The sequence below is a fragment of the Bradyrhizobium dasycarpum genome (assembly GCF_042019905.1).
In the GTDB taxonomy this organism is placed as follows: Bacteria; Pseudomonadota; Alphaproteobacteria; order Rhizobiales; family Xanthobacteraceae; genus Bradyrhizobium; species Bradyrhizobium japonicum_B.
Window position 1 is genome coordinate 4,274,332 of the sequence record NZ_CP169574.1, and the last position, 25,663, is coordinate 4,299,994.

Below are 25,663 nucleotides of genomic sequence, written 5' to 3' on the forward strand. Positions count from 1 at the left end.
GGGGACACCATCCATGCCAACATCTGCCCCCCAGAGGAACGAGCCCTCTCCCCCACCCTCCCCCGCACGCGGGGGAGGGAGCGCACCGCCCGGGCGGCCCCAAATCCCCGCCCGAAAACTTGACGTCCCGCCCCTTCCCCCCTATACGTCCGCCCGCTCCCTGCAAGGACGACAGAATTTGCCCCCGTGGCGCCCAAAATGGCGGCCGCACCCGTTGGGGGTTCGAAGCATAAGGATTTCTACCATGTCTCGCCGCTGCGAACTGACGGCCAAGGGCCCCCTCGTCGGCCACAAGGTCAGCCATTCCAACATCAAGACCAAGCGCCGCTTCCTGCCGAACCTCGTCAACGTGACGTTCATCTCGGAAGCCCTGGAGCGCAACGTGCGCCTGCGCGTCTCCACCAACGCGGTGAAGAGCGTCGACCACAATGGCGGCCTCGATGCCTTCCTGCTCAAGGCCAACGCCGACGCGCTCTCCCCGCGCGCCCTCGAGCTGAAGCGCGCCATCCAGAAGAAGGTCGGCCCGTCGACCGCGCCGGCGAAGAAGGCGAGCTGAGTTTTTAGAAGACAGGGCGGGGGCTAGGTTGCGTCGCGTGGCGTAGGCTTAGCCGAGTAAGAGTTTGAGTGGCGGCCGGATCGGAAGATCCGGCCGTTTTTGTTTGTGGGTGCGTACCGAGGGTCTTCGAGTTGAAGCACACTTCAGAATCACCGAGTATCTGCGCATACAATTGAAACGTGCATTGTTGTGCAAGACATGCGGTTTTTTGCTGACGGCCCCAGTATCCCAGAAACATTGCTTGAGGATCGCGACAACGGAAACGTCGTCTTCTTCTGCGGCGCAGGCATCTCACGTCCAGCAGGCTTGCCCGGCTTCATCGAACTGGCCGAACAGGTTCTGGAGGAGCTTGGCCCACCGCCTGAGGCCAAAGTACGGGAAATGGTTGCACGCGCCAGAGAGGAGCCAGATGGAGCAATCTCGCTCGATCAAGTCTTCAGTCTGCTTCAGCGCGACTATGGCAGGGACAATATTCAGGAGATTGTTAGTAAACTCCTCAGCCCTGCTCCATCAGCGAGCTTAGACCATCATTCGACGATACTACGATTATCTCGGAGCGCCGCTCGCGATCTCCAGGTGGTAACAACGAATTTTGATTTGCTGTTTGAACGCGCAGAGAGCGGTATTCGGCGCCACGTCGCGCCAGCTCTCCCGGACCTATCTAGTGGTCAGCCCCTAACAGGACTGGTGTATCTTCACGGGCGACTGCATTCTAACGAGGACTCTTCCGAGCAGCTTCAATTGATATTGAGTAGCTCTGACTTCGGCCGCGCATATTTGGCCGACGGGTGGGCAACTCGATTTGTCCGCGATCTATTGAATAACTACGTCATCGTATTGCTTGGCTATTCCGCAAGTGACCCTCCAATACGCTATCTGCTAGAAGGGCTCCATGCGAAGAGCACTGGTAACCCCGCAAGGATTTTTGCATTTGACCAAGGCACCGAAGGTGAAGTGCTCAGTAGGTGGCGGGATCGCGGCGTTACGGCGCTAGCCTACCCGAAATCCCCTTCTCATTCCGCTTTGTGGGATACATTGCGCGCGTGGGCAGCTAGATCTGATGATCCGGACAAATGGCGCCATTCAGTCTTGGACTTGGCTTCAAAGAGTCCCCGACAACTAACCCCACATGAGAGAGGCCAGGTTGTTTCGCTCGTCAGCACCATCGAAGGCGCTCGACTTTTTGCGGAATCGGCGACCACTCCTCCCGCAGAGTGGATATGTGTATTTGACAGAAGCGTGCGCTACGGAAAACCGCAGAGGGGATACGGCGAAGAGGAGGCGGCAGATCCTCTCCAACTTTACGGTATTGACGACGATCCACCTCGCCCAAGAAGCGACGAAGGAGACAGCCATCGGCAAATTGTCGATGTTCTGGCTTCCACTTCTCTTGAGGGGCAGGGTCAACAAGTTGCACGACTGGCGGGTATTCACGACTTTGAGGCAACTCGCCTCCCCTCTCGCTTGTTCTTCATCGCTCGATGGCTTGCGAGAGTTATGGATCAGCCCGCATCAGCTTGGTGGGCAGGTGGGTACTATTCACTTCACCGGGGTCTAATCTTTCAAATCGAATGGTATCTCAATCAACCGGACGCGAACAAGAATGCGAGAGCTAATCGGCTGTGGAGTCTCCTTCTTTACAAATTCTCTAATTCTCCAAAACGCGAAAATTCACAGTATCAAAGCATTGCAAAAATCAAGAGAAGAGGTTGGTCGACACTACTTCGATATGAGTTCGAAGAATCTATTAGGCCTTTCCTTGCGAGCAGGCGACCGTTCAGGTCAAGTTCAATTCCGCCAACAGACAGTTGGAGCGATCTAGACGATGGCGCAGTTGTTGCCCTTGACGTTAAATTTCCAGCACAGGGAGTCGAGGATCTCGAAGTTGCGCCAGAAGAGCTTTATTGCCATTTCCGCGCCGTACGCAGCGGATTGGAACGCGGCGCCGCGCTACTTGGCGCTCTGGAAGTACGCTATTGGCGAACGTCAAGTTTCGAGACTGACTCAAGGCCCGGCGAACGATATCTAGGTGGTTCCGATCGATACCTCCAATGGACAGGGCGGCTCTTCGATAAATTGTCGATCACGGATCCCATTCGTGCGCACGCCGATACTCTTCTGTGGCCGCAAACCGAAGAATACTTCTTTGACAAATTGAAACTACACGTTTGGACCAAATCTCTATTTTCAGGCGAAGAGGTTGCAGACGGCGTGCTCAGGCTCCAAGAGCAAAGCTTCTGGAATGGATACAATCGCAGAGAGCTGCTCCGTTTGCTCAAGAGCCGCTGGAACGATCTTCCTCAAACCTACCGCGAACAGATCGAGGCTCGCATAATAGGCGGGCCGCCCCCACGCTCGGACGAAGACCCTCTCGCTGCAAGGACGCGCCACGCTGGTACCGCGGCTGCAATGCTCGGCTGGTTGAGCCGCAGCGGGTGCAATCTCTCAGAAGCCACGATGAGCCGTCTTCCAGAGCTACGAGCTCAGGATCCAGATTGGAATGATAGATGGGAGGTGACTGCTGATTATAGTTTAGATGGAAGGACCGGATGGGTTTCAGTTAAAGATGATCCGAGAAGAATTATCGACCTTCCGATTCCGCAGGTCATTGCGGCCGCCGAGCAGAATTCTACTCGGCCTTCTATGGAGTTCATTGAATACCGTCCATTTGAAGGACTAGTTAAGCAGAAGCCCCAACGTGCACTCGCCGCGTTAGCTTTTGAAGGGAGGCTCGGCAAATTTCCGGTGCGTCACTGGCAGACTGCTTTGTCCGAATGGCCAACGTCGTTGCCGCCCCGACTTCAATGGTTGTTCGCGGAGCGTCTCTCACGTTTGCCGTACGAGGTAATTGGTAAGCTGGCTGCTTACGCTCCTAGGTGGCTAAAGAAGATCCTACCTCAGCTTGCGAGCATGAATGCTAGCAGAGCACTCCGTATTTGGGATTCGGTGTTGATTGGCTTGACTGCTGGAGCACCAGAGTCACTTCAAAGTGGGCTTGGAGACACCTTGATTGAGGGAGAACCACAGGGTTATTCGCGCCGTACATATGATCACGCGATCAATGGACCGATTGGTCAGATGACCGAAATTCTGTATGAGTTACTGGACAGCCGAAAGATTGGAGCTGGCGCAGGTATTCCTGTCGACATCCGAGGCCGGATCGAGGCTGTCCTCAACGTGGCGGGCGAAGGTGGAGATCATGCGACTTGTGAAACGGCGATCCGCCTCGCATGGCTTCACGCTCTCGATCCAGACTGGGTAAGGGTTCGGATTCTACCTCTCTTCTCACTCACCCACGATTTAGCTCAGCCAGCCTGGAACGGCTTTCTTCATAGTCAAAATTTCGTGGTGCCGGAGCTTTTTGCGTCGCTAAAGGCCGATTTTTTGGAGCTCTTCGCAGTCTTCCAGGGCTGGAGATGGGACAATCAACCTATCGAGCGCCTACACGAATTCCTCGTTATTGCTTGCTATTGGAACACCGATTCGATTCGATACGTGGAATTTCCGGAAGCGCGCCTCGCCCTTCAACGTTCTAATGATGATGGCAGATCTCAAGCTATCTCGCTTCTCAGCTCAATAGTCGCCGAACAGAAGGCTTGGCTCTCCTTTGGGAAGCCGTTCATTTTGAAGGCATGGCCACGAGAAACTGTCTATCAGACACCACAAACATCTCGTCAGTTCGCAACAATCGCGGAGAATTCCGGCGATGATTTTCCTGACGCTGTTCGGACTATTTCGCCATTACTTGTACCAACTAGTCAGCTTGATCTGTTTGTCTATCGAGCACGGGATCCGGAGGACGAGAGTAACGGTTCGACAAGCCTACCTCGAAAGTTTCCGAGCGATATGGTCGCCCTGCTCAGCCGGCTTGTTCCGGAAGACCCCGCTCTCGCTCCTTATGATCTTGCGGGTCTTCTGACCACCCTCGCTGAGGCTAGCCCCGGCTTGCGACAAGATGCAAAGTGGAGACGCCTGAATCGCATCGCACACTCCCGTTAGTCGCTCGAAAATTCGCGCCAAAGTTCAACTTCGATAATTAGCTCTTCCACGATTCCCGCTATACTCGCCCCGGTAGCATCACCCGGAGGCGCATCCCATGGACTCCGCCCACACCACCGATCGCAAGCCCGAGCCGAAGAACCTCGTCATCTGCTGTGACGGCACCGGCAACGAGATCTCGGAGAACATCTCCAACGTCCTGAAGCTCTATCGCTGCCTGCGCAAGACCGAGAAGACGCAGCCGCGGCAGATGGTGTTTTACGATCCCGGGGTCGGCACGGTGACGGAGCCGACGACGTGGCACCGCCTCAAGGCCAACGTCAACCTGGTGCTGGGGCTCGCCACCGGCTACGGGCTCGATGACAACGTGCTCTCGGCCTATTGCTTCCTGGTCGAGCATTACGCGCCGGGCGACAAGATCTATCTGTTCGGCTTCTCGCGCGGGGCCTACACGGTGCGCGTGCTGGCGGGGCTGATCCACAAGATCGGCCTGATCAGGCCGGAGCAGGCGAACCTCGCAGGCTCGGGCCTCGTCGCCTACAAGCAATATTCCGGCACCGGGCGCGGCAACGATGTCAGGGATCTCGAAGGCGTCGCGTTCGACGACCAGGGGCCGCTGCCGAAGGACGAATTCGACCTCGCCGCGCAGTTCGCGCGCATCACCTCGACGCGCTGGCCGACCATCCATTTCATCGGCGTGTGGGACAGTGTCGCGAGCGTGATCGTGCCGCGCGCCGACCGGCTGTTCTGGCCGAGCCTGGAGGAGCTCGCCTTCACGCTGCGCAACCCGAGCGTCAGGATTTTCCGGCAGGCGATCGCGATCGACGAGCGGCGCTGCATGTTCCGACTCAAGAAGTACGAACAGCCGCAGGAGTTCTGGAGCAACCGCTACGTGCCCGACGAGAAGAAGGTGCCGCAGGACATCCTGCAGGTGTGGTTCGCCGGCGTGCACAGCGACGTCGGCGGCGGCTATCCCGAGGTCGAGAGCGGGGATTCCAAATATCCGCTGCTGTGGATGATCGAGGAGGCGGAGAAGGCGGGGCTGAACTTCAACCCCGCGAGCATCAAGCAGCTCGCCTGGGGCATCCAGCGCAAGAACTCGCCGTTTCAATACGTCGCGCCGGCCTACACCGGCAAGACCGGCATGCTGCACGATTCCATGAATGCGGGCTGGCGGCTGCTGGAGTTCGTGCCGAAGCGCGCGAAGTACCGGGAATGGCCGGAGCGGAAGGTGTTTTGGGGCTTCTACATCCCCGATTGCGAGCCCCGCCTGATCCCCGACGGCGCGCATGTGCATGAGAGCGTGCTGAAGCGGATGGCGGTGGAGCCGGACTACCGGCCGGTGAACATGCCGAAGGACTACGTGACGGTGCCGATGCCGGTGCCGCCGCGGGTGGAGCCGGCGGCGGAGGAGAGCGTGACGGGGTGATGGGAGCGCTTACCCTCCCCTGGAGGGGGAGGGTCGGCTCGCATCGCGTAGCGAGGCGAGACGGGGTGGGGTGACGGTCCCTCCGCGGCCCCACGGCCCGTGTGGAGAGATCACCCCACTCCGCTCGCGCTTTGCGCGATCGACCCTCCCCCTCCAGGGCAGGGCTATCGCATATGGCGCTTTGCGAGACCTGAGCGCGCGCCTCGTCCTTCGAGACGACCGCTTTCGCGGTCTCCCCAGGATGAGGCTAAGCAGCATTGGTGCTCGTTGAAACTGGTGCCGCGCACCTGGTCCTCATCCTGAGGGCCCGCCAACGGCGGGCGAAGGATGGCCACAGGCGAGATCGCTCCCATATGCGATTGCCCTGCCCTCCAGGGGAGGGTGGCCCGCTACCGCTACATTCTTCCTTCGCCGACACTTTTCATTAAAATTCTCCCGCGCGGCTTAGCCGGATCGCATCTTCTCTCTTCCATCATCGTCGCCATCGACTGCGAGCCTTGTGGCTCGGCATGATCTTTCCGGGAAACCGCTTCCCCTTTCCGGATCATGCCGTGAGCGGAGCTGGAGGAGACGTGCCGCAATTCCCACGCAAATATGCCCGCGTGAAGCCGGCCGGGCTGGTATCGCGCCAGGCCAAGATCATCACCGATGCGCGCGCGCCGGTGATTCCCTGCACGCTGATCGACTATTCGCCCGGCGGGGCCTGCGTCGATCTCGGCGGCCAGGTGAAGATTCCCGACCGCTTCGAGCTCTTGCACGTCAACACCAGGAAACGCTGCCGCATCGCCTGGAAGCGCGGCACGCGCGTCGGCGTGGTGTTTTAGCGGGCGCTTCTCACTGCTGAACAAAGGTGGCGCGGCGCGCTCCGCCCGGCTGCGCGTGGCGCGATCGTTCTTCCAAAAGAACCTAATACTTCCGCATCCTGGCCTTGGCGCCGGCGATGATCTGCATGGCGACGCCGGCGATCCAGCCGGCGAAAACGAGCCAGGTCCAGCCCATGTGCGGATCGATCCGCAGCACGATGACGACGACGGAGACGAAGGCGGTGACCGTTGCGAACAGCGTGCCGGCGGCGCTGAGGAATTCCGCAGCGTCGATCTGGCTATGCGCGTCGTCGAACGGCATCTGCGGCGTGTCGATGCCGAGATAGAAGCCGATACCGCCGAGCAGCATCATCAGCAGCAGGAAGCCCTGCGTGGTGAGCTGCGGGATCGCCGATCCCACATAGGCGCCGATGAACAGCCCGCAGGCCGCGCCCGCCAGCGCAAGGCCCACGCGCTCGAACACGTGAGCGGCTTTGCGGACAGGATAACGCATGGCACGGCCTCCGCGCGGAGTGAACTTGCGGAGAGGTTAGGCCAGATTTGCGCGGCGTGGAAGCCGAGGAGATTTACGGAGGGGTGGGAACGAGGAGGCGCAGCTGCCCGCCACATCCGTCAAAGCGAGCGCAATGACGGAATGTGTGGCGCTGTCGTCGCCTCACAGATGCAGCGGACGCGATGCGCCCCCTCTACCTTGCCCCGAACGTGGTCTTGCCGAACAGCGCCTTTTGCGTGGAGGGCTGCGAGCGCCAATATTGCGGCGGGGCTTCGACCTCGCCGCCGAGCTCGGCGGCGGCGTGCCAGGCCCAGCGCGGGTCATAGAGCATGCCGCGGGCGAGCGCGACCATGTCGGCCTTCCCCGATGCGACGATCTCCTCGGCCTGCCTCGCTTCCGTGATCAGGCCGACGGCGATGGTGGCAAGGCCGGTCTCGCGCTTGATGCTATCTGCGAACTGCACCTGGTAGCCGGGGCCGAGCGGGATCTTCTGCAGCGGCGAGACGCCGCCGGAGGAGGCATCGATCCAGTCGACGCCGCGCGCCTTCAAGGCGTTGGCGAATGCGATGGTCTGCGCCAGGTCCCAGCCGCCCTCGACCCAGTCGGTTGAGGACACCCGCATGCCGACCGGCTTGCCCGCGGGGAATGCGGCGCGCACCGCGTCGAACACCTCCAGCGGAAAGCGCATGCGGTTCTCCAGGCTGCCGCCATATTCGTCGGTGCGCTTGTTGGAGATCGGCGAGAGGAATTGATGCATGAGATAGCCGTGCGCGCCATGGAGCTCGATGGCGTCGATGCCGAGGCGCGCGGCGCGCTTCGCGCTGTCGACGAAGGCCTCGCGGATGCGCTTCAGGCCCGCGGCATCGAGCGCGAGCGGGGCGGCCTCGCCCTCCTTGTGCGGCACCGCCGACGGCGCCACCGTCTGCCAGCCGCCCTGGCTTTCCGGAATCAGCTGGCCGCCGTCCCAGGGCCGCGCGCTTGAGGCTTTGCGGCCGGCATGGGCGAGCTGCATCGCGATCGCGGTGGAGCAATGCTTGCGCACCGAGGCGAGGATCGGCTCGAGCGCGGCCTCGCAGGCATCGCTGTAGAGCCCGAGGCAGCCCGGCGTGATGCGGCCGATCGCCTCGACATGGGTCGCCTCGATGCAGAACATCGCCGCGCCCGACAAGCTGAGATTGTTGATGTGGGTGAAGTGCCAGTCATTGGCGACGCCGTCCTCGGCCGAATATTGGCACATCGGCGACACCACGATGCGGTTCTTCAAGGTCAGGCCGCGCAGCTTGATCGGGGAAAACAGGACGCTCATGCGGGGAGTTCCGGGGGATGAGAGGGAGATCGGATCAGTGTAGTGACGGATGCGTGGAATGCCAGCGGGACGCGGGAATGGCGGGTCGTAGCGGCATGCATTCCGGCGCTCGTTGGGTGGCGAGATGCGCCGCGAACTCCGCCCGTCATCCCGGGGCGCGCCTAGCGCGAGCCCGGGATCCATAGCCACGAGATGGAGTCGTGGAGCGAGCTCCCACGCGGAGTTATCGCAAAACTCCTGCCTGTGGGTATGGGTCCCGGGCTCGCGCTGCGCGCGCCCCGGGACGACAGCGGAGTTCGCCGTATGACAGCCGCCCTACTCCGCCAGCGTGAATTGCAGCAGCAGGGTCCTCTGCAGCATCGAGAAATTGTCGTCGGAGATCAGCGTCAGCACGGTCTCGCCTTCGGGCGTGACGTGGGCGTCGATGCCTTCCATGTTGTCGATCTCGTGGCCGAGATCGGCGACGAACAGCGCGGGGCCGTCGACCAGCGCGCCCGGCGCGATCGCCTTCAGCTGGAGCGAGCGGATGCGGATGTTGACGCCGGTGAACCAGGAGAACTTGCGCTCGAGGATCAGCAGCTCGCCGGACGGCAGCAGCACGGCGTCGCTGATGTCGTATTTCTCGATGCGGCGCACGCTGAACTGGCCGGGCGTGGGCCCGCCGATCAGGAACGCCGTGAGATTGCCGTCGGCGTCGAGGCCGCGCTCGGAGAAGGCGATCAGGGTGCCCGCCAGCGGCAGGTTCTGGTCCTTGCCTTTGGGCACCGCGACCAGCGCCTCCAGCCCCTTGTTGGAGGGCAGCTTGCGCACGCCCGCCGGCACCGGCATCACCTCGCCGCGGGCGCGCGTGCCGCCCTTGGCAAAATCATAGCGCAGGATCTGGTTGACGCGCTCGAGCCCGACATAGACGAGGCTGCCGTCGCGCGCGATCGCTTCCGAATCCCACCACAGCCGCTTTTCGGTGATCGGCCGGCCCTCGGCGCCGAGCAGCGGCGCGGCCTCGACCTCGTCGAGGCCGGTCATCTTGCCGTCGGCATAGCGGATGCGGCCGGTGAACCAGCCGCCCTGGTCGGACACCGCGAGGAAGCGCTCGCCCCTGGAATCGAGCCGGATGCCGGACAGGCCGCCGAAGCCGCGATAGGGCGAGGTCAGCACCAGGCCGCTGCGATACTCCAGCGAGCCGAAGCGCGTGCGCGTGCGGTCACGCGGCTCGAAATTGGGAATGGCGCGCGCATTGACCTCGACGCTGACCGGATCGGTGACGGCGTTCTCGATCTGAAGCGCGCGCGCCGGCGGCTCGGCCGCGGCTTGCGCCAGCGCGATGCGGGAGGCTGCGAGAGTGGAGAATCCCGCCGCAGCAAGCCCGAGGAAGCTGCGGCGGGATGAAAGCGCGCTCACGAATGCAATTTGCGTCGCGGCCGGGCGGGTGCTTGCGTGGGCGCCGTGGCGGTCTCGCTGAACAGCTCGGCGAGCTTCTCGGTGATGGCACCGCCGAGCTCCTCGGCATCCACGATCGTCACCGCGCGGCGATAATAGCGCGTCACGTCATGGCCGATGCCGATCGCGATCAGCTCGACCGGCGAGCGGGTCTCGATCTCCTCGATGATGTAGCGCAGGTGCCGCTCGAGATAGTTGCCGGGATTGACCGACAGCGTGGAATCGTCGACCGGCGCACCGTCCGAGATCATCATCAGGATCTTGCGCTGCTCGGGCCGGCCGAGCAGGCGCTTGTGCGCCCAGTCCAGCGCCTCGCCGTCGATGTTCTCCTTGAGCAGCCCCTCGCGCATCATCAGGCCGAGATTTTTTCGCGCACGACGCCACGGCGCATCCGCCGACTTGTAGATGATGTGGCGGAGATCGTTGAGGCGGCCGGGATTGGCCGGCTTGCCGGCGGCAAGCCACGCCTCGCGCGATTGCCCGCCCTTCCAGGCGCGCGTGGTGAAGCCCAGAATCTCGACCTTGACGCCGCAACGCTCCAGCGTGCGCGCCAGGATGTCGGCGCAGGTGGCGGCGACCGTAATGGGGCGGCCGCGCATCGAGCCGGAATTGTCGAGCAGCAGCGTCACCACGGTGTCGCGGAACGTCGCTTCCTTCTCGTGCATGAAGGACAGCGGATGATAGGGATCGGTGACGACGCGCGACAGCCGCGCGGGGTCCAGAATGCCCTCTTCGAGGTCGAACTCCCAGGCGCGGTTCTGCTGCGCCATCAGGCGGCGCTGCAGCCGGTTGGCGAGACGGGCGACGATGCCTTGCAGATGCGCCAGCTGCTTGTCGAGATAGGCGCGCAGCCGCTCCAGCTCGTCATGGTCGCAGAGATCCTCGGCGGCGATCACCTCGTCGAACTTGGGTGCGAAGGCGTGGTATTCCGGCCCGCGCGGCTCGTTCTTGCCGTGCTGGTTCGGACGCGTCGCCTCGCCCGGCGTCTCGTCGTCGCCGAGCTCGCCGTCGTCGAAGCTGTCGGAGGTCGAAGCCTGCGCGCTTTCCATCGCGCTCTCGCTCATCTCCTCGCTGGACGCCTGGGCCTGGTCGGCGCTCATCTCCTGGGCGGCATCGGAATCCGGCGAGCCCTCGGCGCCGGACTGGTCGTTATCGCCGTCCTGGTTCTCGTCGTCGTTCTCGTCGTCCTCGCTGTCGGCGTTGCGCTCGTCGCCGAGCTCGAGCGCGGTCAGCAGGTCGTGCACGGCATCGCCGAACCTGGTCTGGTCCTCGACGAGGCTGTCGAGCCGGTCGAGCCGCTTGCCGATCTTGTCCTCGAGGATCGGACGCCAGAGGTCGACCATCTTCTTCGCGGCGGTCGGCGGCGCCATGCCGGTGAGGCGCTCGCGCACCAGCATCGCCAGCGCGTCGGCGAGCGGGGCATCGGCGCGGTCGGTGATCTCGTCGAACTTGCCGCGATGGAAATGGTCGTCGAGCATCGCGGTGAGGTTCTTGGCCACACCCGCCATGCGGCGGGCGCCGATCGCCTCGACCCGCGCCTGCTCCACCGCCTCGAACACACCGCGCGCCTGCGGATTGCCCGGCATCAGCTTGCGATGCAGCTTGGCATCGTGACAGGCGAGCTTGAGCGCGATGGAATCGGCATGGCCGCGCACGATCGCGGCATCGCGCTTGGTCATCTTGCGCGCCGGCTCGGGCAGCCGCGCCTTGCCGGGCGCGAGGCCCGGCCGCTCGGCGGCGAAGGAGACGTCGAGCTCCGGCGCCTTGGCGATCGCCTTCAGGCAGGAGGCGACCGAGCGCTTGAACGGCTCGGTCGGCGCTTCCTTGCTGCTGCGGAATTTGGAGTTGGAGGTGGTGCTCATCTCGATCTCACCGTCGTCCCAAGCTCAACTTGAGCCGTCGTCCCCGCGAAAGCGGGGACCCATAACCACAGGGAGCAGTTAGTGAGATACTGACGGCCCCGTTCTTCGCAAAACCACGGCCTGTGGTTATGGGTCCCGGATCTGCGCTGCGCTTGTCCGGGACGACATCCCACACCTCAGCTCAGCGCCACGTTGACCGCCGATTCCGGCAGCTCGGCGTTGAAGCAGCGCTGATAGAACTCGGCGACCAGGGGACGCTCGAGGCTCGTCGCACTTGTTGAGGAAGGTGACGCGGAAGGCGAAGCCGATATCGCCGAAGATGTCGGCGTTCTCCGCCCAGGTGATCACCGTGCGCGGGCTCATCACCGTCGACAGATCGCCGTTGGCGAAGGCGTTGCGGGTGAGATCGGCGAGGCGCACCATCTTGTTGACGATGTCGCGGCCTTCGCTGGTGCGGTAGTGCTTGGCCTTGGCCAGCACGATCTCCACTTCCTCGTCATGGCTGAGATAGTTCAGCGTGGTGACGATCGACCAGCGGTCCATCTGGCCCTGGTTGATCTGCTGGGTGCCGTGATAGAGGCCCGAGGTGTCGCCGAGGCCAACCGTGTTGGCGGTCGCAAACAGCCGGAACGCCGGGTGCGGCTTGATCACCTTGTTCTGGTCGAGCAGCGTCAGGCGTCCCGAGACTTCGAGCACGCGCTGGATCACGAACATCACGTCCGGGCGGCCGGCGTCGTATTCGTCGAACACCAGCGCGACGTTGTGCTGCAGCGCCCAGGGCAGGATGCCGTCGCGGAATTCGGTGACCTGCTTGCCGTCGCGGACCACGATGGAATCCTTGCCGACGAGGTCGATACGGCTGATGTGGCTGTCGAGGTTGACGCGCACGCAGGGCCAGTTCAGGCGGGCCGCGACCTGCTCGATATGGGTGGATTTGCCGGTGCCGTGATAGCCGGTCACCATCACGCGGCGGTTGCGGGCAAAGCCCGCGAGGATGGCGAGCGTGGTGGCGCGGTCGAAGCGGTAGTCGGAATCGACTTCGGGCACATGAGGATCGACTTCGGAATAGGCCGGCACTTCGAGATCGCTGTCGATCCCGAACACCTGGCGCACCGACACCTTCATGTCGGGCAGACCGGAAACTTCCTCAACTTTGGACATGGCGGCGGTCGTCATCAATCCTCCGAGGTCCCGGGCGGTCCCGAAACCGGTTATTCGCACGTTGGCTGCGGCTGGGTGCTGAAACTCAACCTAGCAGAGACAGATGGCCGGCAGAAGCCCGCCCGCCAATCAAAGTTCCGTTGTCTTTTCATTTAGATAGGCAAGGAACGCAGTTTTTGGAGGGCTGCCTTGCGAATCACGCCCAAATTCGGGCGGGTTCGCGGGGGGAGCCGCCGCCGCGAATGGCACTTTGGCCGCGCGCCCTTACTTATGTAGGGTCGGAAAGGCCCGTACTCCAGCCCGCCAGAGACGACGTGACGTCCTTTCTCGATCCCCTCATATCCTTCGTCTCCGCCCATCCGTGGCTGGCCTATCTGACCCTGTTCCTGGCGGCGCTGCTCGAAGCCGTCCCGGTGGTGGGCTCGGTGATCCCCGGCTCGACCATCATCCTGGCGCTCAGTGCCCTGGTGCCGGGCGGCGAACTCAAGCTGCAATGGGTGTTGCTGGCGGCCGCGCTCGGCGCGGTGCTCGGCGACGGCTCGGCCTACTGGATCGGGCACCGGCGCCAGCGCGAGATCCTCAATACCTGGCCGCTGACCAACTACCCGCGCGTGGTCGCCGAGAGCGAGAGCTTCTTCCACCGCTTCGGCACCTGGGCCGTGTTCTTCGCCCGCTTCGTGCCGCCGATCCGGGCTTTCGTGCCGGTGACCGCGGGCGCGCTGGGAATGGCGCCCGCAAGATTCTACGTGGTGAACATCCCGGCCATCCTGGCCTGGGCGCCCGCCCATGTACTGCCGGGCGTGCTCGCGGTGTCGGCGCTGCACGAATATGCCGGGCTCCATCTTCATGGGCATGTCGGCAAGCACATCTGGATGCTGACCGTGGTGGGGGCCGCGATCGTGGGGGGCGTGGCGGTGTGGATCTATCGCAGAAGGAATGGCGGCAGTGTCGCGGCGGCGAAGCCGCGGCGGTGATAGCCCAACAAGACCGCTTCTTGTCACCAGGTCCGTAACGCGACACAGTGTAACGCGTTACAAAGGGAATATCCCGATGACGGCGCCTGCAGAGCGAATGAAAATGATGCGCCAGCGGCGACGCGCCCGCGGATTGCGCGAACTGCGCCTCGTCGTGGCCGATGCCCGCTCGCGGTCAGTTCGACGACGGGTGGCGAAGCAGGTCGCCAGCCTCGATCCCGAACGCGAGCACGGCGCGCTGCAGTGGATCGAGTCGATCTCGGAGCTTGATGCAGATGCGACGCGGTGACGTGGTGACCGTGGCTACGACCGGCGATTACGGCAAGCCTCGTCCGGCGGTTATCCTGCAGAGCGATGCGTTCCCCGAAACCCATGCCTCCATCTGCCAGCTCACCTCCGAACTGGCCGACGCCCCGGACTTTCGCGTGACCATCGAGCCAACCCGCGAGAACGGATTGCGACTCAGATCGCAAGCAATCGCCGACAAGCCGACCACTGTAAGACGCGAACGGATCGGACAGAAGATCGGGCGTCTCGGCAACCAGGACATGGCTCGACTCGGGAACGCATTGGCGTTCGTGTTGGGGCTTGCTGACTGAGCGCGCTCAATCGATGACTGCACGGTACGTATCTTCGCTGTCCCAAAACGGCCGCAGCGGCTCTAACCATCGGCCCCCGCCCGCCGGCCCGGCGCCGGCCCGACATACCTTGCCCTTGGCCTGATCAGCTTCCCGAACTGCAACTGCTCGCTCGCGTGCGCGATCCAGCCGACGCTGCGGGCCATCGCGAACAGAGCGAGCTCGCTCCCGGCGGGCAGGCGCAGGGCGTGCACGAGCACGGCGAGCGCATAGTCGATGTTGACGAACTCGCCGGTGGCTTCCGCGATCCGCTCCGGCACCTCGCGGGTGAATTTGCGCGGCGCGCCGGCGCGTGACAGCGCGTTGAGCAGCGACTGCGCGCGCGGATCGCCGCGCTTGTAGACGCCGTGGCCGAAGCCGGCAAAACGCTCGCCGAGCGCGACGCGCTCGCGCACCATGGGCTCGACGTCGCGGTCGATCAGCGTCTTGACGAGCTGCGAGGCCAGCACGCCGGCACCGCCATGCTGCGGCCCTTTCAGCGCGGCGAGACCGGCGATCACGGCATCGTACAGGTTGAGGCCGGTCGAGGCCGCGCAGCGCGCGGTGAAGGTCGAGGCGTTCAGCTCGTGGTCGGCGAGCAGGACGAGGGCGCGGCGGATCAGGTCGGGCGCATGCTTGTGCTCGGGCGCCCAGGCCTTTGCGATCTGCTGATGCAACGGCTCGGCCGCGGGCTCGGCATTGAGCATGGTCGCCACCAGCAGCCGGACGATGCGCGCGCCGACCATGGCGCGGCCGTCGGGCGCGCGGGTAAAGGCGCGGGGATCGGCGCTGGCAGCCAGCGCGAACACGGCGATGGCGCGGTCGATCGGCGCCGTGCGGCGTGCGGCCGTGGCGATCGCGCGCATCTCCTCGGAGAGCTCAGGTTGGTTGTCGGGGGCGAAAGGATCGACGTCGGAGACATCCCAGAGCAGCGTCGCGGCGTGCTCCAGCGTGCCGTTCTCGGAGAGATCAACGCAGTTGACGCCGCGGTAGATCGCGCCCTCCTCCGTGATGGTCGAGATCTCGGTGTCCATCACCGGCAGATCGGCGTCGAAGCTGCGCAGGCCGCGCGGCTCCGGCGACGGCACCCGGCGCTCCTTCAGCGCCCGGACGTCCTCGGCACGGTAGCGGTTCTTCCGCGAGTCCGGCGTCGGCTCGGAGCGGATCAGACCGCGGCTGACATAGGCGTAGAGCGTGGCCGGCGAGATCGCGAGCTCGGCCGCGGCCTCCCGGGCGGAGAGATAGAGTCCTTCCGGATTTTTCATATTGATTGATGTAATCAAGATTGATCAACGTGTCGAGAGGCCTGATCTTGTCTGCTCCGTGAACAGGAGATTTGGGCCATGAATATCCACCTCACCAAGAGCCAGATCGGGTTGGACGGCGTTCCCGCGGCCGAGACCGTGCTGAGCCATGTCGATGGCGAGCGCGGCGAGCTGATCATTGCCGGCGAGCATGTCGGCCGGCTGGCGAGCCAGTCGAGCTTCGAGGGCGTCACCGCCCGGCTCTGGAACGGCGCCAGCGGGACCAGCTTGAGCGAGGCCTATGTGCGCGCAAGCCTGGGCGCGGCGCGCGAGCGTGCCTTGGCACGCCTGCCGGACCTGCTGCCGGCAACGCGCGGCATGGACATCATCGACGGATTTCGCGCCGCGGTCGCGGGGCTTCGCGCTGAGCACGGCCTTGCGCATGAAGCCACCATCGTCGGCGCGTTTCCGGTGATCGCCGGCGCGCTGGTCCGCCGCGCCAAGGGACTCGAACCGGTCGCCCCCGATCCGAATGCGAGCCATGCCGCCGATACGCTGCGCATGCTGCGCGGCTCCCCGCCGGAGGCGCGCGAGGTCGCCGCGCTCGACGCCTATTTCGTCACCGTCTGCGATCACGGCATGAATGCGTCGACCTTCGCCACGCGCGTGGTGGCCTCGACGCAGGCCGATCTGTTCGCCGCCGTCACGGCCGGTTATTGCGCCCTCACCGGTCCGCTCCACGGCGGTGCGCCGGAGCCGGTGCTGGAAATGCTCGACGCGATCGGCACCAGCGAGCGGATCAAGCCGTGGGTCGATGCAGCGCTGGCGCGCGGCGAGCGGCTGATGGGATTCGGCCATCGCGTCTATCGCGTCCGCGATCCGCGCGCCGACGTGCTGAAGGCGGCGATCGAGCGACTCTCGGCTGATGGCGCCGACCTGCCCTTCGCCGGCGAGGTCGAGGCCTATATCCGCAGCGCGCTGCGCAAGAAGAATCCGGAGCGGCCGCTGGAGACCAATGTGGAGTTCTTCACCGCGATCCTGCTCGATGCGCTGGCGATTCCGAGGCAGGCGTTCACGCCGATTTTTGCTGTCGCGCGGGCCGCAGGCTGGACCGCGCATGCGCGCGAGCAGCAGCGGACAGGACGCCTGATCAGGCCGAGCTCGTCCTATGTGGGCGCGATGCCTGCGGACTGATCGCGAGCGACCTCCGGCCTGCCGAATCCGTCAACCGGGCTTTCTGCGCGCATGCGACGAAGGTTCAGCAGGCGATCCGGAACGATAGCGCGCGCCGCGCATTCATGCTTGCCCCGAATGCCTTCAGGGGCAAGCAACAAAGGAATGATAATGAAGAAACTCTCCTACGCCCTCGCTGCAGGAACGCTGCTCGCTCTGTCGTCACTCGCAATGCCAGCCCATGCGCTGACGGCTCATCCGATGCCCAGCGCTGCTGTCTCAGCGGACGTCGTGAACGCTCGCTATCATTACGCCCCGCGAAGGGTCTGCACGGTACGCACTGTCGTCAAGCGCGGCTATCACGGGCGCCGCATCGTCAAGCGTGTACGCGTCTGCCGGGTGAGGTGACGTCGATGGTGCCGTCCGCTTCCGGGCGGACGGCATTCATCATGAGCGTGGAACGCATCGGTGGAGGCTAGGATGCCTCCCGCACCTTACGCCTCCCGCACCACCGTCTTCAGATAATTATACGCCTTGATGATCTCGATCAGGCGGTCCTCGGTGGAGCGGTCGCCGCCATTGGCGTCGGGATGGTGCTGCTTCACCAGCGCCTTGTACTTGGTCTTGACGTCGGCGAGCGTAGCGCTGGGGCCGAGGCCCATGACCAGCAGCGCCTTGCGCTCGGCGTTCATCACCTTGCGCGTCTCGGCCTTGGGCGCGGCTTCGGGGCCCTTGCGCCAGCTGGCGCGGCCGTTGATCTCACTGAACATGCTGAACGGATCGGACGCCATGTCGATCTCGGCTTCCGCACCCTTCTTGCCGCCATTGGCGCCCATCTTCCAGGTCGGGCGGTGACCGGTCAGCGCATCCTTCTGGTAGCGCGCGACGGCGTCGGCATTCATGCCGGAGAAGAAATTGTAGTTCTGGTTGTACTCGCGCACGTGATCCAGGCAGAAGTGCCAGTACTCGCGCTGGTTCTCGCGGCCCTTGGGCGCACGATGCGCGCCCTTGTTCTGACACCCCGCCCACTCGCAGCCGACGGCGGTGTCGCGCGGCTTCACGTCCGGCTGCTTGCCCCGCGGCTTGACGCGGATGGAGTCGAAGAATTTTGATGAATCGATCGGCATGGCTGACTTTGACTACGCAATGCAAGAACGTTCAAGTCTTGACATTGCAATTCGCCGCAAACCCGGCAATTAACGGGGCGAGATCTCTGCACCCGAATGGCACAACATGGCTATGCGCGACACTATCAGCAACAAGTTGCAGGAAGCTTTCACGCCGGAAAGCCTGCAAGTCGTCGACGAGTCACATTTGCATGAGGGCCATTCCGGCCATCGGCCGGGAGGTGAGACACACTTCCGCGTCTATATCGTGTCTGCGGCATTCAAAGGGAAGAGCCGGGTCGAGCGCCATCGCATGATAAATTCGGCGCTGGCCGCGGAACTCGCCGGCGGTGTGCATGCGCTGGCGATCCAGGCCAAGGCACCCGGGGAAGGCTAGCCGTCATTCCGGGGCGCTGCGAAGCATCGAGCTAGGGGGCGCAATTGCGCCCCGAGATTCCGGGTTCGCCCTTTCGGCGCCCCGGAATGACGATGCAAGAACAACTAGGCAAGAACAACTAGAACGACGTCCCCGCCCGTCTCGGCTTCGCCTCTTCCAGCTCCGCCTCGCGTGCGACCGGTGAAATACGGAGCGCGGTGATGCGGTTGCGCTCGCGGCGGAGCACGCGGAAGCGGAAACCGTGGAAGGTGAAGCTCTGGCCGCGGTCGGGGATCGAGCGCGCCTCGTGAATGACGAGGCCGGCGACCGTTGTTGCCTCTTCATCGGGCAGGTGCCAGTCGAGCGCGCGGTTGAGATCGCGGATCGGCACCGAGCCGTCGACCACGACGGAGCCGTCGGGCTGGCGGCGTACGCCGGCGACCACCACGTCGTGCTCGTCGGAGATGTCGCCGACGATCTCCTCCAGAATGTCTTCCAGCGTCACGAGGCCTTCGACCTCGCCGTACTCGTCGACGACCAGCGCGAAATGGGTCTTGCGGCGGCGGAACGCCTTGAGCTGCTGGGAGATCGGCCGCATTTCCGGCACGAACCAGGGCGGCAGCATGATGGTGGTGACGTCGATGCGCGAGGTATCGCCCTCCGAAGCGCGGATGGCCCGCAACAGGTCCTTGGCGTGCAGGATGCCGATGATGTTCTCCGACTTGTCGCGCCACAGCGGAATGCGGGTGTACTCGGTCGCCAGCACCTCACGCACCAGCTCCTCCGGCGGCAGGTCGGCGTTGATCATCACCATGGCGGTGCGATGAACCATCACGTCGGACACGGTCAGCTCGCCGAGGCGAAAGACGTTGTGAATGTATTCGGCCTCGCCGCTCTCGATCTTGCCGTGCACGGCCGATTCCTCGACCAGGCCCTCGATCTCGGAATCCGTCAGGATCTCGTGCTGCGAAAACTCCTGGACCCCGATCAGGCGCAGGATCGCGCTCGACGCCGCATTGAGACACCAGCTCAGCGGATAGAACACCAGGTAGGAGACATGCAGCGGATAGGCGATCCACTGCGACACCGGCATCGGCTCCCTGATCGCAAGCGTCTTCGGCACCTGCTCGCCGATGATGATATGCAGCGACGAGAAGACCAGGAAACCCGCCACGAACGAGACGAAGTGCAGCGTGGCCTCCGTCAGGCCGAGCGGCTCGAGGATCGGGCTCAGCAGCGCCGACACGGTCGGCTCGCCGATCCAGCCGAGCCCGAGGGACGCCATGGTGATGCCGAGCTGGCAGCAGGCGAGATAGGATTCGATATTTCCCATCATCGTCTGCAGCAGGCGGGCGCCGAAGCGATTCTGCTCGACCATGGCCTTGACGCGAAAGCCGCGGCTCTTCACGAGCGCAAATTCCGCAGCCACGTAAAACGCGTTGGCGGCGAGCAGGAGGACCGCCAGCAGCAGATTGATCGAGATCGAATTCATGTTTGCCTCGCGACCGCCTCGGCATTCCCCGCCGTTTCGCGGGCGGCCGGCCTGAACGGTCCCGCCATCACTGCGATAATTTCGACTGCAGGAAGTCGCGCACCGGGGCCGGCTCGACATCCTTCGCGATCACCGCGCGTCCCACCGCCTCCAGCAGGATGAAGGTGAGCTTGCCGCGCTTGACCTTCTTGTCCTGCGCCATCAGCGCCATCAGCGCGTCGGCATCGGCAAGCCCCTCCTGCGCGAAGCCCGCGATATCCTGCAGGCGGGTCGGCAGGCCGGCCTCGATCAGATGCCGCTCGACGCGCGCGGCGTCCTGCTCGCCGATCATGCCGAGCTTCGCCGAGAACTGCGCCGCCAGCGTCATGCCGATCGCGACGCCCTCGCCGTGGAACAGGCGGTCGGAGAAGCCGGTCGCCGCTTCCAGCGCGTGACCGAAGGTGTGGCCGAGATTGAGCAGCGCGCGCTCGCCGGTCTCGCGCTCGTCGCGTGAGACCACGCCGGCCTTGGCGCGGCAGGAGGTCGCGATCGCGTGCTCGCGCGCGGAGCCGCCCTTGACGATGTCGGAATGGTTCTTTTCCAACCAGGAGAAGAAGGCCTCGTCGCCGAGCACGCCGTATTTGGCCACCTCGGCATAGCCGGCGCGGAACTGGCGCGGCGACAGCGTGTCGAGCACGGCGGTGTCGGCGATGACCAGCACCGGCTGGTGGAAGGCCCCTAACAGGTTCTTGCCCTGCGGCGAGTTGATGCCGGTCTTGCCGCCGACGGAGGAATCGACCTGCGCCAGCAGCGAGGTCGGCACCTGCACGAAATCGACGCCGCGGCGCAGGATCGCCGCGGCAAAGCCGGCGAGATCGCCGACCACGCCGCCGCCGAGCGCGATGACGAGATCGTTGCGCTCGATCTTGGCGGCGATCAGGGCTTCGCTGACCTTCTCCAGGCCGGCATAGGTCTTGGAGATCTCGCCTTCCTCGACCACGATGCGCGAGGTCGGGATGCCGCTGGCTGCGAGCGAGGTCTCAGTGGGCTCGATCCAGTATTTCGCGACGGTGCGGTCGGTCACGATGGCCGTGCGCACGCCCGGCCGCAAGGCTGCGACCCGCTCGCCGAGCGAGGCCAGCACGCCGCGGCCGATGACGATGTCGTAGGCGCGGTTCTCCAGCGCGACCTCGACCTTGACGGGATCGGAATGTTTCAACGGCGCAGTCATCTCAACGCACTCGCTACGTCGGCGGATGGGGGAGCGGCCTGTTCGCCGCAAAGATGGGCGCGCAGCGCCTCGATGCATTCCTCGACGATCCTGTCGTGCGGCACGTCGCGCGAGGCGATGGTGAGGTCGGCACGGCCATAGACCGGCTCGCGCTCGGTGAGCAGGCGCGTCACGGTTCCTTCGGGATCGGCGGTCTGCAGCAGCGGGCGGTCGGCGCGGCGGCGCACGCGGCGCATGATGACGTCGTGGTCCGCCTTGAGCCAGATCGACACCGCCTTTGCCGCGATGCGCCTGCGCGTCTCCTCGCGCATGAAGGCGCCGCCGCCGGTCGCCAGCACCACCGGCCCGCCGTCGAGCAGCCGCGCGATCACCCGCGCCTCGCCGTCACGGAAATAGGCCTCGCCATGGCGCTCGAAGATCTCCGGAATGGTCATCTGGGCCGACGTCTCGATCTCGGTGTCGGCATCGACGAAGGGCAGCTTGAGCCTGAGCGCCATGCGACGGCCGATGGTGGATTTGCCCACTCCCATCATACCGACGAGCACGATCGAGCGCGATCCCAGCGCCGACAGGATGTCGGCTTCGGGCGAAGCTGGTGTCGGCAACGCGGCGTCGGACATGTCTTGCTCGATTGGATCCCGCTCGATCTGCCGCAAAGGGCGGCGCGCTGGCCACTTAAGGGCTTGGGCCACCTATACGACCCCGGAAGGGGCCTCGCCAGAGGACTCTTGCCAGGAAACGGCGAACATGTTGGATGATTTCATTGGTTAATTTGCCCGTCTGGACCTTCCCCGAGACCTTGCCCGATGCCCAGCCTGTTCCGCTTCCTGACGGTCGTCGCCGTGATCGCCGGCATCGTCTATGGCGTGGTCTTCGCGCTGGCAAACTTCGTCACGCCGAAGCCGCGGGAAATGACGGTGACGATCCCGCCGGATAAGTTTCTCAAGAGATAGGCGCTCGCTGCGAGCCGTCAGCTGGCCCGCTTGCTCCGCGTCAGGGCCTGGCGCATCAGGCGCAAGAACAGCTGCGTATCTTCGAGGAGATTGTGGCCGGCGACCTGCGCTTCCTTGATGCCTTCCATCGCCGCCACGATGATGCCGGCCAGCTCGGTCGGTGAAGCCTTGAGATCATCCAATGTGATCGCATCGCTTGCTTGCGCATCGGCCAGTACGCGAGCCAGCAGAGTCACCAGCCGGGCGCGCGCGGCCAGCGTGATGTCGTTGGCAAGCGCCATATTGGCATCGAACAGTTCAGCGGCGTCCGCGCTGCCGGCGAATGGCGCGATCAAATCGCGCTGGAACGCTGCAATCGCCCGCTCGATCCGGCAGAAAACGTCGCCGTCCCCGGCGAGTGCGGCTTCGACGCTCTGCATCGTCCTGGCATGCGCGCGCGCCGAACCCGCCCGAAACAACTCCTCCTTGCTGCCGAAGCTCAAGTAAAGCGCCGCACGCGAGATGCCGGCCGCGCGCGCAATGTCGGCCATCGATGTCTTGCGAAAGCCATGGCGGACGAACACGGGCAAAGCCGCGTCGAGAATAGCCCCAGCTTTTCGATCGCTTTCCTCCATCGAGACATATTGACAGTTAGAGTCCAATTCGTCAAAAGACAATTAGACAGTTACAGTCCAGTTGTCTAAGTCGTTCCTCCAAAGCTCAAGAGATCGGATCAAATGGATTCTCGACCCGCTCAATCGGCCGCCACGGTGCTCGTCACCGGGGTCAGTGGATTTCTCGGTGGCCATGTCGCGAGGCAATTGCTGGCGAGCGGCTACCGCGTGCGCGGCATCGTGCGCAGTCTTGACGCCTGCGACGGGATCCGGCGGCAGCTTTGTCCAAGCGCGCCCAACGAGGCGCTCAGTTTCACCCGTGCAGACCTGCGCGCGGACGTTGGATGGGACGATGCGCTGGAGGGCTGTCGCTATGTGATTCACGCGGCCTCACCATTCCCGCCGGCTTGCCTGCCAACGCAGACGAGCTGATCCAGACTGCGCGCGAAGGTACGCTGCGCGTGTTGCGTGCGGCCCGTAACGCCGGCGTGTCACGCGTGGTGCTGACATCCTCGATTGCCGCCACCAATCACGGCAACGGCCAGCCTCCCTACACCGAGAACGATTGGACCGATCCTGCCAGCCCGCGGGCGACGCCCTATTACAGATCGAAAACCCTGGCCGAGCAGGCGGCGTGGAGCTTCGCGCGCAGTCACGGGCTCGATCTATGCGTGATCAATCCCGGCATGATCTTCGGACCGCTGCTGGGCCCGCAATACGGCACGTCAGTCGGATTGATCCAGCAGATGATGAGCGGCAAGTTGAAGCGTGTCCCGCGCTTCGGCTTTGCGATCGTCGACGTGCGCGACGTGGCCGACGCCCATATCCGCGCGATGACCTGCCCAGACGCCGCCGGACAGCGCTTCATCGCCGGCGGAGGTTTTTTCCGGTTGAGCGACTTGGCCGCGGTGCTGGCGAAATCGTTCCCGGACTATGCGATGCGCCTGCCGCGCGGCGACGTGCCGAACTGGATGGTGAGGGCACTGGCTCCGTTCAGCGCGCGCTCGCGCATGATCGTGCACGAGCTCGACCGGGACCTCAGCGTGAGCGCCGCCAAGGCGCATCGCGTGCTGAACTGGAGACCGCGGCCCGACGAAGATTGCATCCGCGCCAGCGCCCAAAGCCTGATCGACCATCGCTTGATTGCCATGCCGTAGCACGGCCGCAGACTGGCTCACTCTCGCAGAATTGGAGACCATCAATGACGACGCACGTGACGGACATGGGCTCACCGGAAGCCGAGCACATCCGCAATACCGAGCGGGCGCGGCTGCGCGCATTGGTTAACGGAGACATCGCGCAGGCGGAGCCGCTTCATGCGCCGGAGTTTCAGTTGATAACGCCAATCGGCATGCCGCTCTCCAAGGACGAATATCTAGGTGCAATTCGGAGCGGGCAGATCAAATATCTGATGTGGGAACCCGGCGCGATCGCGGTCCGGGAACACGAAGACCATGTCGTGATCCGATATCGCGCCAGGCCTCGAGATCGTCTTTGGCGGCCATCGCGTTGCCCCGGCGGATTATTGGCACACTGACACGTACGAGCGTCGTGCCGGGCACTGGATGGTGGTGTGGTCGCAGGCGACGGCGATCAGCGAAAAGCGCTAGAGGCGTGTATACGACAACCCGAGATGCTAGTGAGTTTCTCAAGAAATAGGAGCTAGCCTGACGGGCATGCCGACCCAGCCCTCAGACGCCAGACTCACCGGCCTGTTCCTCGACATGCTCGCGGCGGAACAGGGCGCCGGGCCCAATACGCTCGACGCCTATCGCCGCGACCTCACCGATTTCTCGGAGTTTCTCGGCCGCGTCGGCCGCAGCTTTGCCGACGCCGAGACGCAGACGCTGCGCGACTATCTCGCCGATCTCGACAGCCGCGGCTTCAAATCCACCAGCGTGGCGCGGCGGCTGTCGGCGCTGCGGCATCTCTATCGCTTCCTGCTGAACGAGCGGATCCGAGCTGAGGATCCCGCCGCGATCCTGTCCGGCCCCAAGCGCGGCCGCGGCCTGCCGAAGGTGCTGTCGATCGCCGATGTCGACCGCATGCTCCGCCGCGCCAAGGAATTGAGCGAGGCGGAGGATGCCTCGCCGTCAAAGCGACTGCGTGCCTTGCGGCTCTACTGTCTGCTCGAGGTGCTCTACGCCACCGGCCTGCGCGTCTCCGAGCTGGTGGCGCTGCCGCGCTCGGCGGCCAAGCGCGATGCCCGCATGATCGTGGTGCGCGGCAAGGGCAACAAGGAACGCCTGGTGCCGCTCAACGAGGCCTCGCGACAGGCGATGGCGGATTATCTCGCCGCGACCGACGCCGCCAAAGCCGACAACAAGGCCGACAAGAAGAATGGCCTCGCCGCCTCGAAATGGCTGTTTCCCTCGTTCGGCGAGAGCGGACACCTGACGCGGCAGCATTTCGCCCGGGACCTCAAGGAGCTCGCGGTCGCCTCGGGCCTGCAGGCCCGGCTGGTGTCCCCGCACGTGCTGCGCCACGCCTTCGCCAGCCACCTCCTGCACAATGGTGCGGACTTGCGCATCGTGCAGACCCTGCTCGGCCACACCGATATTTCCACCACCCAGATCTACACCCATGTCGTCGAGGAGCGGCTGAAGAGCCTGGTGCGCGACCTGCACCCGCTGGCGGAGAAGTAGTCTTCCGTAGACCGGATGGAGCGCAGCGCAATCCGGGATTCCGACTCGCGGATAGGCCGCTCCGGATTGCGCTTCGCTGCATCCAGGCTACGGGCTGAGCCGGGGCCCATGCCGCTTGCTGGGTCTCGTCTCTGCGCAGCAGCGCTCAAGAAGCGCTGCAGCGCGTCCGGGACGCGACATCGGGGTCGGGACGACAACCGAAACCGCCTTGAC

General features: G+C 64.2%; 24 protein-coding genes and 1 pseudogene. 14 read left to right on the forward strand and 11 right to left on the reverse strand.

Annotated elements, in window-relative coordinates:
* Positions 1-244 precede the first annotated feature (244 nt).
* The 4 genes from rpmB to ACETMP_RS20610 all read left to right on the forward strand — a co-directional run bounded on the left by rpmB (position 245) and on the right by ACETMP_RS20610 (position 6,808).
* On the forward strand, positions 245-556 hold the full coding sequence (gene rpmB / locus ACETMP_RS20595; protein ID WP_247550343.1) for a 50S ribosomal protein L28: 312 nt from the start codon (positions 245-247) through the stop codon (positions 554-556).
* A gap of 198 nt (positions 557-754) precedes the next feature.
* Positions 755-4,555: an SIR2 family protein gene (locus ACETMP_RS20600; RefSeq protein WP_375157618.1), complete on the forward strand. Its 3,801-nt coding sequence runs from the start codon at positions 755-757 to the stop codon at positions 4,553-4,555.
* 97 nt (positions 4,556-4,652) lie between these two features.
* Positions 4,653-5,984: a DUF2235 domain-containing protein gene (locus ACETMP_RS20605; RefSeq protein WP_375157619.1), complete on the forward strand. Its 1,332-nt coding sequence runs from the start codon at positions 4,653-4,655 to the stop codon at positions 5,982-5,984.
* A 572-nt stretch (positions 5,985-6,556) separates the two neighbouring features.
* Entirely contained in the window at positions 6,557-6,808 is a 252-nt protein-coding gene (locus tag ACETMP_RS20610) for a PilZ domain-containing protein (RefSeq protein WP_028139012.1), read from the forward strand.
* 82 nt (positions 6,809-6,890) lie between these two features.
* Here ACETMP_RS20610 and ACETMP_RS20615 read toward each other — a convergent pair whose 3' ends face one another.
* The 5 genes and pseudogenes from ACETMP_RS20615 to cobS form a co-directional block, all read right to left on the reverse strand.
* The gene (locus ACETMP_RS20615; RefSeq protein WP_375157620.1) at positions 6,891-7,301 is read right to left on the reverse strand and encodes a hypothetical protein; all 411 of its coding nucleotides are present in this window, start codon (positions 7,299-7,301) and stop codon (positions 6,891-6,893) included.
* A 193-nt stretch (positions 7,302-7,494) separates the two neighbouring features.
* Positions 7,495-8,607 (reverse strand): NADH:flavin oxidoreductase/NADH oxidase, encoded by a 1,113-nt coding sequence (locus ACETMP_RS20620; RefSeq protein WP_375157621.1) that lies wholly within the window; start codon positions 8,605-8,607, stop codon positions 7,495-7,497.
* A 315-nt stretch (positions 8,608-8,922) separates the two neighbouring features.
* Entirely contained in the window at positions 8,923-10,005 is a 1,083-nt protein-coding gene (locus ACETMP_RS20625; protein ID WP_375157622.1) for an esterase-like activity of phytase family protein, read from the reverse strand.
* On the reverse strand, positions 10,002-11,906 hold the full coding sequence (gene cobT, locus ACETMP_RS20630) for a cobaltochelatase subunit CobT (protein ID WP_375157623.1): 1,905 nt from the start codon (positions 11,904-11,906) through the stop codon (positions 10,002-10,004). The genes ACETMP_RS20625 and cobT overlap by 4 nt, the downstream gene beginning before the upstream one ends.
* 176 nt (positions 11,907-12,082) lie before the next feature.
* Positions 12,083-13,067, reverse strand: a pseudogene (gene cobS / locus ACETMP_RS20635) (cobaltochelatase subunit CobS).
* Positions 13,068-13,381: 314 nt separating this feature from the next.
* Here cobS and ACETMP_RS20640 point away from each other — a divergent pair.
* The 3 genes from ACETMP_RS20640 (at position 13,382) to ACETMP_RS20650 (ending at position 14,640) form a co-directional block, all read left to right on the forward strand.
* On the forward strand, positions 13,382-14,041 hold the full coding sequence (locus ACETMP_RS20640) for a DedA family protein (RefSeq protein ID WP_375157624.1): 660 nt from the start codon (positions 13,382-13,384) through the stop codon (positions 14,039-14,041).
* 133 nt (positions 14,042-14,174) lie between these two features.
* Positions 14,175-14,330: a hypothetical protein gene (locus tag ACETMP_RS20645; protein ID WP_375157625.1), complete on the forward strand. Its 156-nt coding sequence runs from the start codon at positions 14,175-14,177 to the stop codon at positions 14,328-14,330.
* The gene (locus tag ACETMP_RS20650; protein WP_375161946.1) at positions 14,317-14,640 is read left to right on the forward strand and encodes a type II toxin-antitoxin system PemK/MazF family toxin; all 324 of its coding nucleotides are present in this window, start codon (positions 14,317-14,319) and stop codon (positions 14,638-14,640) included. The genes ACETMP_RS20645 and ACETMP_RS20650 overlap by 14 nt, the downstream gene beginning before the upstream one ends.
* A 62-nt stretch (positions 14,641-14,702) precedes the next feature.
* Here the strand turns inward: ACETMP_RS20650 and ACETMP_RS20655 are convergent, their stop codons facing one another.
* Positions 14,703-15,923: a citrate/2-methylcitrate synthase gene (locus ACETMP_RS20655; RefSeq protein ID WP_375157626.1), complete on the reverse strand. Its 1,221-nt coding sequence runs from the start codon at positions 15,921-15,923 to the stop codon at positions 14,703-14,705.
* Positions 15,924-16,001: 78 nt separating this feature from the next.
* Between ACETMP_RS20655 and ACETMP_RS20660 the strand changes: the two genes are divergently transcribed.
* Positions 16,002-17,096: a citrate synthase/methylcitrate synthase gene (locus ACETMP_RS20660; RefSeq protein WP_375157627.1), complete on the forward strand. Its 1,095-nt coding sequence runs from the start codon at positions 16,002-16,004 to the stop codon at positions 17,094-17,096.
* A gap of 473 nt (positions 17,097-17,569) precedes the next feature.
* Here the strand turns inward: ACETMP_RS20660 and ACETMP_RS20665 are convergent, their stop codons facing one another.
* Positions 17,570-18,202: a J domain-containing protein gene (locus ACETMP_RS20665; protein ID WP_028139023.1), complete on the reverse strand. Its 633-nt coding sequence runs from the start codon at positions 18,200-18,202 to the stop codon at positions 17,570-17,572.
* 106 nt (positions 18,203-18,308) lie between these two features.
* Here ACETMP_RS20665 and ACETMP_RS20670 point away from each other — a divergent pair, with 106 nt between their 5' ends.
* Positions 18,309-18,578: a BolA family transcriptional regulator gene (locus ACETMP_RS20670; protein WP_028139024.1), complete on the forward strand. Its 270-nt coding sequence runs from the start codon at positions 18,309-18,311 to the stop codon at positions 18,576-18,578.
* Positions 18,579-18,696: 118 nt separating this feature from the next.
* On the opposite strand, the gene ACETMP_RS20675 is transcribed toward ACETMP_RS20670, so the two are convergent.
* From ACETMP_RS20675 to ACETMP_RS20685, 3 genes are all read right to left on the reverse strand, one after another.
* Entirely contained in the window at positions 18,697-20,049 is a 1,353-nt protein-coding gene (locus ACETMP_RS20675; protein ID WP_028139025.1) for a hemolysin family protein, read from the reverse strand.
* Positions 20,050-20,116: 67 nt separating this feature from the next.
* Positions 20,117-21,259, reverse strand: a complete 1,143-nt coding sequence (gene aroB, locus ACETMP_RS20680) for a 3-dehydroquinate synthase (protein ID WP_375157628.1) — start codon at positions 21,257-21,259, stop codon at positions 20,117-20,119.
* A complete protein-coding gene (locus ACETMP_RS20685; RefSeq protein WP_375157629.1) occupies positions 21,256-21,879 on the reverse strand; it encodes a shikimate kinase in 624 nt (207 codons plus the stop codon). Before ACETMP_RS20685 ends, aroB begins: the two co-directional genes overlap by 4 nt.
* A gap of 186 nt (positions 21,880-22,065) precedes the next feature.
* Between ACETMP_RS20685 and ACETMP_RS20690 the strand changes: the two genes are divergently transcribed.
* Positions 22,066-22,212, forward strand: coding sequence for a histidine kinase (locus ACETMP_RS20690; RefSeq protein WP_375157630.1), 147 nt, complete (start codon positions 22,066-22,068; stop codon positions 22,210-22,212).
* Between the two features lie 17 nt (positions 22,213-22,229).
* On the opposite strand, the gene ACETMP_RS20695 is transcribed toward ACETMP_RS20690, so the two are convergent.
* On the reverse strand, positions 22,230-22,826 hold the full coding sequence (locus tag ACETMP_RS20695) for a helix-turn-helix domain-containing protein (RefSeq protein WP_375157631.1): 597 nt from the start codon (positions 22,824-22,826) through the stop codon (positions 22,230-22,232).
* Positions 22,827-22,928: 102 nt separating this feature from the next.
* Here ACETMP_RS20695 and ACETMP_RS20700 point away from each other — a divergent pair, with 102 nt between their 5' ends.
* From ACETMP_RS20700 to xerD, 4 genes are all read left to right on the forward strand, one after another.
* Positions 22,929-23,237 carry an NAD-dependent epimerase/dehydratase family protein gene (locus ACETMP_RS20700; protein WP_375157632.1) on the forward strand — a complete coding sequence of 103 codons (309 nt, stop codon included), beginning with the start codon at positions 22,929-22,931 and terminating at the stop codon, positions 23,235-23,237.
* Positions 23,213-23,962, forward strand: a complete 750-nt coding sequence (locus ACETMP_RS20705; RefSeq protein ID WP_375157633.1) for an NAD-dependent epimerase/dehydratase family protein — start codon at positions 23,213-23,215, stop codon at positions 23,960-23,962. Before ACETMP_RS20700 ends, ACETMP_RS20705 begins: the two co-directional genes overlap by 25 nt.
* Positions 23,963-24,006: 44 nt before the next feature.
* Positions 24,007-24,342, forward strand: coding sequence for a nuclear transport factor 2 family protein (locus tag ACETMP_RS20710; RefSeq protein WP_375157634.1), 336 nt, complete (start codon positions 24,007-24,009; stop codon positions 24,340-24,342).
* Between the two features lie 139 nt (positions 24,343-24,481).
* The gene (gene xerD, locus ACETMP_RS20715) at positions 24,482-25,450 is read left to right on the forward strand and encodes a site-specific tyrosine recombinase XerD (protein WP_375157635.1); all 969 of its coding nucleotides are present in this window, start codon (positions 24,482-24,484) and stop codon (positions 25,448-25,450) included.
* The last annotated feature ends 213 nt before the right edge of the window (positions 25,451-25,663 follow it).